The 6,000-nt window shown below is 74.8% G+C and carries 3 protein-coding genes; all 3 read right to left on the bottom strand.

What is annotated here, in order from left to right:
• Positions 1-19 precede the first annotated feature (19 nt).
• From ACFV61_RS13015 to ACFV61_RS13005, 3 genes are read right to left on the bottom strand one after another with little or no spacing between them, the layout of a single operon-like run.
• Positions 20-4,645 (bottom strand): amino acid adenylation domain-containing protein, encoded by a 4,626-nt coding sequence (locus tag ACFV61_RS13015; RefSeq protein ID WP_380491619.1) that lies wholly within the window; start codon positions 4,643-4,645, stop codon positions 20-22.
• A gap of 49 nt (positions 4,646-4,694) precedes the next feature.
• On the bottom strand, positions 4,695-5,690 hold the full coding sequence (locus tag ACFV61_RS13010) for a TauD/TfdA family dioxygenase (protein ID WP_380491617.1): 996 nt from the start codon (positions 5,688-5,690) through the stop codon (positions 4,695-4,697).
• Positions 5,691-5,698: 8 nt separating this feature from the next.
• Entirely contained in the window at positions 5,699-5,911 is a 213-nt protein-coding gene (locus tag ACFV61_RS13005) for an MbtH family protein (RefSeq protein WP_063350320.1), read from the bottom strand.
• Between the last annotated feature and the right edge of the window lie 89 nt (positions 5,912-6,000).

The following is a 6,000-nucleotide window of genomic DNA, read 5'->3' as shown; positions in this document are numbered from 1 at the left end:
CCAGCCGGTGGGCGCGCGCTTACACCACCGCGAAGGTCAGCGACTCGGGGCCGCAGACCAGGGCGACGGCCCCGGGGGTGCGCGCGACCTGCTCCTCGAACACCGTCAGGTAGGGCGCGCCCGCGTCCGGCAGCGCCGTGTCGTTCCATGCGGCGAGAGCGTCCCGCTCGGCCTCGCCGAGCACCTCCAGGGCGGCGACCGGGCGCTCGGGGTCCTCGACCGCCTGGCGCAGGATCAGCTCCAGGGCGGTGGCGAGCCGCCGGACCGTCTCCCGGTCGAACAGGTCGGTCGCGTACTCCAGGCCGCCGCTCAGCCCGGCCGGGGAGCCGTCGGCGGCGAGCCGCTCGACCAGGCTGAGGGTGAGGTCGAAGGTCGCGGTGCCGAAGTCGACCGGCTCCTCGGTCACGGTGACGCCGGGCAGGTCCGGCCCGTCCTCGGGGGTGCCGGCGAAGGCCAGCATCACCTGGAACAGGGGGTGCCGGGCCAGTGACCGGGCCGGGTTCAGCTCCTCGACCAGCGACTCGAACGGCGTGTCCTGGTGCTCGTACGCCGCCACGTCGGTGTCGCGGACGCGGTGCAGCAGTTCGGCGAAGCTGGGGCGGCCGGAGACGTCGGTGCGCAGCACCAGGGTGTTGGCGAAGTAGCCGACCAGGTCGGTGACGGCCTCGTCGAGGCGGCCGGCCACCGGGGTGCCGATCGGCAGGTCGGTGCCGGCGCCGAAGCGGTGCAGCAGGGTGGCGTAGGCGGCCTGGAGGACCATGAACAGCGTGGCGCCGTGCTCGACGGCGAGGGCGCCGAGGCGTGCGTGCAGGGCGGCGTCGAGCTCCAGCGGGAGGACGGTCCCGCGGTGGCTGGCGACCGGGGGCCGGGGCCGGTCGAGCGGCAGCGGCAGCTCCTCCGGCAGGCCGGCCAGCGCGTCGCGCCAGTAGGCGAGTTGGCGGGCGGCCAGGCTCTGCGGGTCGTCCTCGTCGCCGAGCAGGGCGTGCTGCCAGAGCGCGTAGTCGGCGTACTGGACGGGCAGCGGCTCGCCGTCGGGGGCGCGGCCGGCGAGCCGGGCCCGGTAGGCGTCGGTGAGGTCGCGGTAGAGCGGGCCCAGCGAGGCGCCGTCCCCGGCGATGTGGTGCAGGACGAGGACCAGGACGTGCTCGTCCGGGCCCTCGGGCCGCAGGTAGGCGTGCAGGGGCAGGTCGGCGGCCAGGTCGAAGGTGTGGCGGGCGAGTTCGTCCACCGGCCGGTCGGTGGTGGTGAGCAGCGGGGCGGTCGGCCCGTCGAGGACGTGCTGGTACGGGACGCCGTCCTGTTCGCCGAAGACGGTGCGCAGGGCCTCGTGCCGCCGGACGGTGTCGCCGAGGGCGTCCGCGAGGACGGCGGGGTCGAGCGGGCCGCGCAGCCGCAGGGCGAGGGTCACGTTGTAGGTGCTGGCGGGGCCGTCCGCCTGGGCGAGGAACCAGAGGCGGCGCTGGGCGAAGGAGAGCGGCACCCGGTCGGGCCGGGGGCCGGGCCGCAGCGCCGGGCGGGCCGGGGCGGGCGCGTCGGCCGCGCGGTCGGCGAGCCGGTCGGTGAGCCCGGCGACGGTGGGGGCCTGGAAGAGGTCGCCGATGGCGAGTTCGATGCCGAGTTCGGCGCGGGCCCGCCCGGTGAGGCGGGTGGCGAGCAGCGAGTGCCCGCCGAGCGCGAAGAAGTCGTCGTCGATGGTGATGTCGTCGATGCCGAGCAGGTCGCCGAAGAGCTCGCACAGCGCCCGTTCGCGCTCGTCGCGGGGCTCGCGGCCGGTGCCGTCGGCGGCGACGTCCGGGGCGGGCAGGGCCCGGCGGTCGACCTTGCCGTTGGCGTTGAGCGGCAGGGCGTCGAGGAGGACGACGGCGGCGGGGACCATGTAGCCGGGCAGCGTGGTGCCGGCGAAGGTGCGCAGCTCGGCCGGGGTGAGCGAGGCGTCGGCGGTGCAGTAGGCGACCAGCCGGGTGTCGCCGGGGCGGTCCTCGCGGGCGATCACGATGACCTGGCGCACGGCGGGGTGGCGGGACAGCGTCGCCTCGATCTCGCCGAGTTCGATCCGGAAGCCGCGCAGCTTGACCTGTCCGTCGATCCGGCCGAGGAACTCCACGGCGCCGTCGGCGCGCAGCCGCACCAGGTCGCCGGTGCGGTACATCCTCTCCCCGAGCGCGTACGGGCAGGCGACGAACCGTTCGGCGGTCAGGGCCGGCCGGTTCAGGTAGCCGCGGGCCAGGCCAGCACCGGCGATGTACAGCTCTCCCGGGACGCCGGGCGGGACGGGGCACAGCCGGGCGTCGAGGACGTAGCTGCGCATGGCGTCGAGCGGGCCGCCGATCGGCACCCGGGGGCCGTCGAGGTCGGCGTGGACGAGCGGGTGGTGGGTCGCGAAGGTGGTGGTCTCGGTGGGCCCGTAGACGTGGGCGAGCAGCAGGTCGGGGCAGGCGTCCAGGACGCGCCGCATCAGGGTGCCGGAGGCGGCCTCGCCGCCGGTGCAGACGACCCGCAGGGCGGCGAAGGTCTGCGGGGCCTGCTCGGCGACGAGGTCGAACAGGGCCTTGGTGAGGAAGACGGCGGTGACGCCGTGGCGGGTGGTGACGGCGTGCAGGGAGGTGGCGTCGAGGGCGCCGGGCGGGGCGACCACGACGGTGCCGCCGGCCAGCAGGGGCGTCCAGATCTCGTAGGTGGCGGCGTCGAAGGCGTGCGGGGAGTGCAGCAGGACCCGCTCGTGCCGGCCGTCCTGCCAGCGCCGGTCGGCGGCGAGGTCGAGGACGTCGCGGTGGCGGACGGCGACGCCCTTGGGGCGGCCGGTGGAGCCGGAGGTGTACATCGCGTAGGCGAGCTGGTCCGGGTGGACGGGCACGCCGGGGCGGTGGGCGGGGGCGGCCGCCTCGTCGCCGGGGCGGACCACCACGGCCCGGTGCGGGAAGCCCGGGTCGGCGCGGTCGGTGAGCAGCACGGGGGCGCCGGTGTCGGCGAGCACGTCGGTCATCCGCTCGGGCGGCAGGCCGGGGTGCATGGGGACGTAGCAGCCGCCGGCCTTGAGGATCGCCAGGGTGGCGACGACGACCTCGACGGAGCGCTCCATCAGCATCGCGACGGGGGTCTCGGTGCCGACGCCGAGGGCGATCAGGTGGTGGGCGAGGCGGTTGGCCCGGGCGTCGAGTTCGGCGTAGTCGAGGGTGCCGCCGTCGTGGGCGAGGGCGGTGGTGTGCGGGGTGCGGTCGGCCTGGCGCTCGAAGGACTCGGCGAGGGTGCCGGGCCGGGCCGGGGCGCCGGTGGCGTTCCACTCGGTGAGGATGCGGGTGCGCTCCTCGGGCGCGAGGACGTCGAGGGTGCCGATGGGGGCGTGCGGGTCGGCGGCGGCACCGGTCAGCAGCAGGCCGAGCCGGGCGGCCAGGGCGGCGACGGTGGCGTGGTCGTAGAGGTCGGCGGCGTACTCGATCGAGCCGGTGAGCCCGGCGGGGGCGCCGTCGGGTCCGTGGCGTTCGGCGATGCCGATGTTGAGGTCGAACTTGGCGACCCGCAGGCCGATCGGCTCGGGCGCGGACTCCAGCCCGGGCAGGTCGAGTTCGGCGTCCTGCCCGTGGTTCTGGAGCACCAGCAGGGTCTGGAACAGCGGGTGGCGGCCGAGGGCGCGGGTCGGGTTGAGCTCCTCGACGAGGCGCTCGAAGGGGATGTCCTGGTGGGCGAAGGCGTCGAGCTGGGCCTCCCGGACGCGGCCGAGCAGCTCGGCGAAGCTCGGGTCGCCGGACGTGTCGGCGCGCAGCACCAGGGAGTTGACGAAGAAGCCGACCAGGTCGTCCAGGGCCTCGTCGGCGCGGCCGGCGAGGCCGGTGCCGAGCGGGATGTCGGTGCCGGCGCCGAGCCTGGTGAACAGTGCGGCGAGGCCGGCCTGGAGGACGGTGAACAGGGTGGTGCGGTGCGTCCGGGCGAGGCCGAGCAGGGCGGTGTGCAGGTCGGCGTCCCAGGCGAGGTCGACGGAGTCGGCGGCGCCGGTGGGGGTGGGCGGTCGGGGGCGGTCCGTCGGCAGCTCCAGTTCCTCCGGGAGTCCGGCCAGGGCGGTTCGCCAGTGGTCGAGTTGGCGGGCGAGCAGGCTCTCGGGGTCGCGCTCGTCGCCGAGCAGGTCGCGCTGCCAGAGCGCGTAGTCGGCGTACTGGACGGGCAGCGGCTCCCAGTGGGGGGCACGGCCGGCGAGCCGGGCCCGGTAGGCGGTGGCGAGGTCGCGCAGCAGCGGGCCGAGCGACCAGCCGTCACCGGCGATGTGGTGCAGGACGACGAGCAGCACGTGCTCGGTCGGAGCGAGAGTGAACACCGTGACCCGGATGGGCAGTTCGCGGCTCAGCTCGAAGGTCTCGGCGGAGGCCGCGTCCCGGCGGGCGGGGTAGTCGTCCGGTGCGCAGTCCACGACCAGGAAGCGCGGCTGCGCCTCCTCGGCCGGCAGGATCTGCTGCACCGGGACTCCCCCGTCCACCGGGAACACCGTACGCAGGGCCTCGTGCCGGGCGACCACGTCCACCGTCGCGGCGCGCAGCGCGGCGGTGTCGAGCTCGCCGCGCAGGCGCAGGGCGAACGGAAGGTTGTACAGCGCGGTCGGCCCCTCGATCTGGTCGATCAGCCAGAGACGCTGCTGTGCGTACGAAACCGGGATCACGGTGCTTCCTCTACTCACGTCACGGCACGGGGTGGTCTTGGGCAGACGGTCAGGCGGAGGCCAGGGTGGGCCGGATGCTGGGCCGGCAGTCCAGGACGTCCAGGGGCTGCCCCATCGCGACGGCGATCCTGCGGTCGCCGCGGTACGGGTCCCGGCCGTGCGCGCACAGCACGTTGTCGACCAGCATCACGTCGCCGACCTGCCAGCGCTCGCGCACGGTCGCGGCGTGGTACGCCTCGTTGAGGGCGTCGACGTCGGCGCGCTCCAGCGGTTCGCCGTCCCCGAAGCCGGTGTTGAACGGGAAGCCGTCCGGGCCGAACTCGTCGGTCATCGCCTCGCGGATGTCCGGGTCGAGCGACCACTCGCTCCAGAAGGCGAGGTGGTTGAACCAGACCTCCTCGCCGGTCGCCGGGTGGTGGATGGTGCCGGGGCGCAGCTGGCCGGTGCGCAGGTTGCCGTCCGGCAGCCACTCCCAGGTGATGCCGTTCTCCCGGCAGTAGGCCTCGACCGCGGCCCGGTCCTCGGTGGCGAAGGCGGTGCGCCAGCCGAGGGAGACGTAGTCCGAGTAGTTGCGGGTGAGTGTCCAGCCGGACGTCCGCATCCGCTCGACCAGGTGGGCGGGCAGGTGGTCGAGCACCTGGCGGCAGTCGGCGGTCGGGGTGGCGCCGCCCTCCTCGGGGGCGGTCAGGCAGGCGAAGAGCAGCCGGCCCGGGAAGGTGAGGGTGTAGCTGTTCTCGTTGTGCATCCGGATCGGCTGGGGCGACGGCAGGTCGGTGGAGGAGAAGACGCCGTTGCCGTAGTCGCTGCGCGGGGTGGCCTTCTCCCGGTAGGGGGTGCGCTCGGGGATGAGGACGTCGCGCACGGCGGCGACGTCCTCGGTGCTCGCGACCGGCAGGCCGCGCAGGAAGATCGTGCCGTGCCGGTGGAGGGCTTCGGTGAGCTCGGTCTCGTTCTCGCGCAGCCACGCGCCGGCCTCGCCGATGTCGGCGGTGCGCGGGGCGTGGGCGAGGGCCGGGCGGCCGGGGTTCAGTTCCCAGTTCAGCATGGTTGCGCTCACTGCCGGGCGAGGGAGGCGGTCAGGCTGGCGGGCCGGATGTCGGTCCAGTTGGCCTCGATGTGGTCGAGGCAGCCCTGGCGGGTGTCCTCGCCGTGGACGGTGGTCCAGCCGGCCGGCACGTCGATCCAGACCGGCCACAGCGAGTGCTGGTTCTCGTCGTTGACCAGCACCAGGTAGCCGGCGTTGTCGTCCTCGAACGGGTTGCTCATGGTGTCCTCCTTGGGTTGCTTCGAAGGTAGGGGCGGGCCGGGGGGCGCAACGGCAGGAGTCGCGGCAGGAACGCGGCAGTTCGACTCGG

Origin of the sequence: Kitasatospora sp. NPDC059817, assembly GCF_042731835.1 — a bacterium.
Classification (GTDB): Bacteria; Actinomycetota; Actinomycetes; order Streptomycetales; family Streptomycetaceae; genus Kitasatospora.
Note: the sequence above shows the minus strand (reverse complement) of the source record. Positions and strands in the feature narration are given on the sequence as shown.

Excerpts from the sequence above, each read along its gene's own strand:
- ACFV61_RS13010 (WP_380491617.1), bottom strand. The coding sequence starts at position 5,690 with ATGCTGAACTGGGAACTGAACCCCGGCCGCCCGGCCCTCGCCCACGCC.
- ACFV61_RS13005 (WP_063350320.1), bottom strand. The coding sequence starts at position 5,911 with ATGAGCAACCCGTTCGAGGACGACAACGCCGGCTACCTGGTGCTGGTC.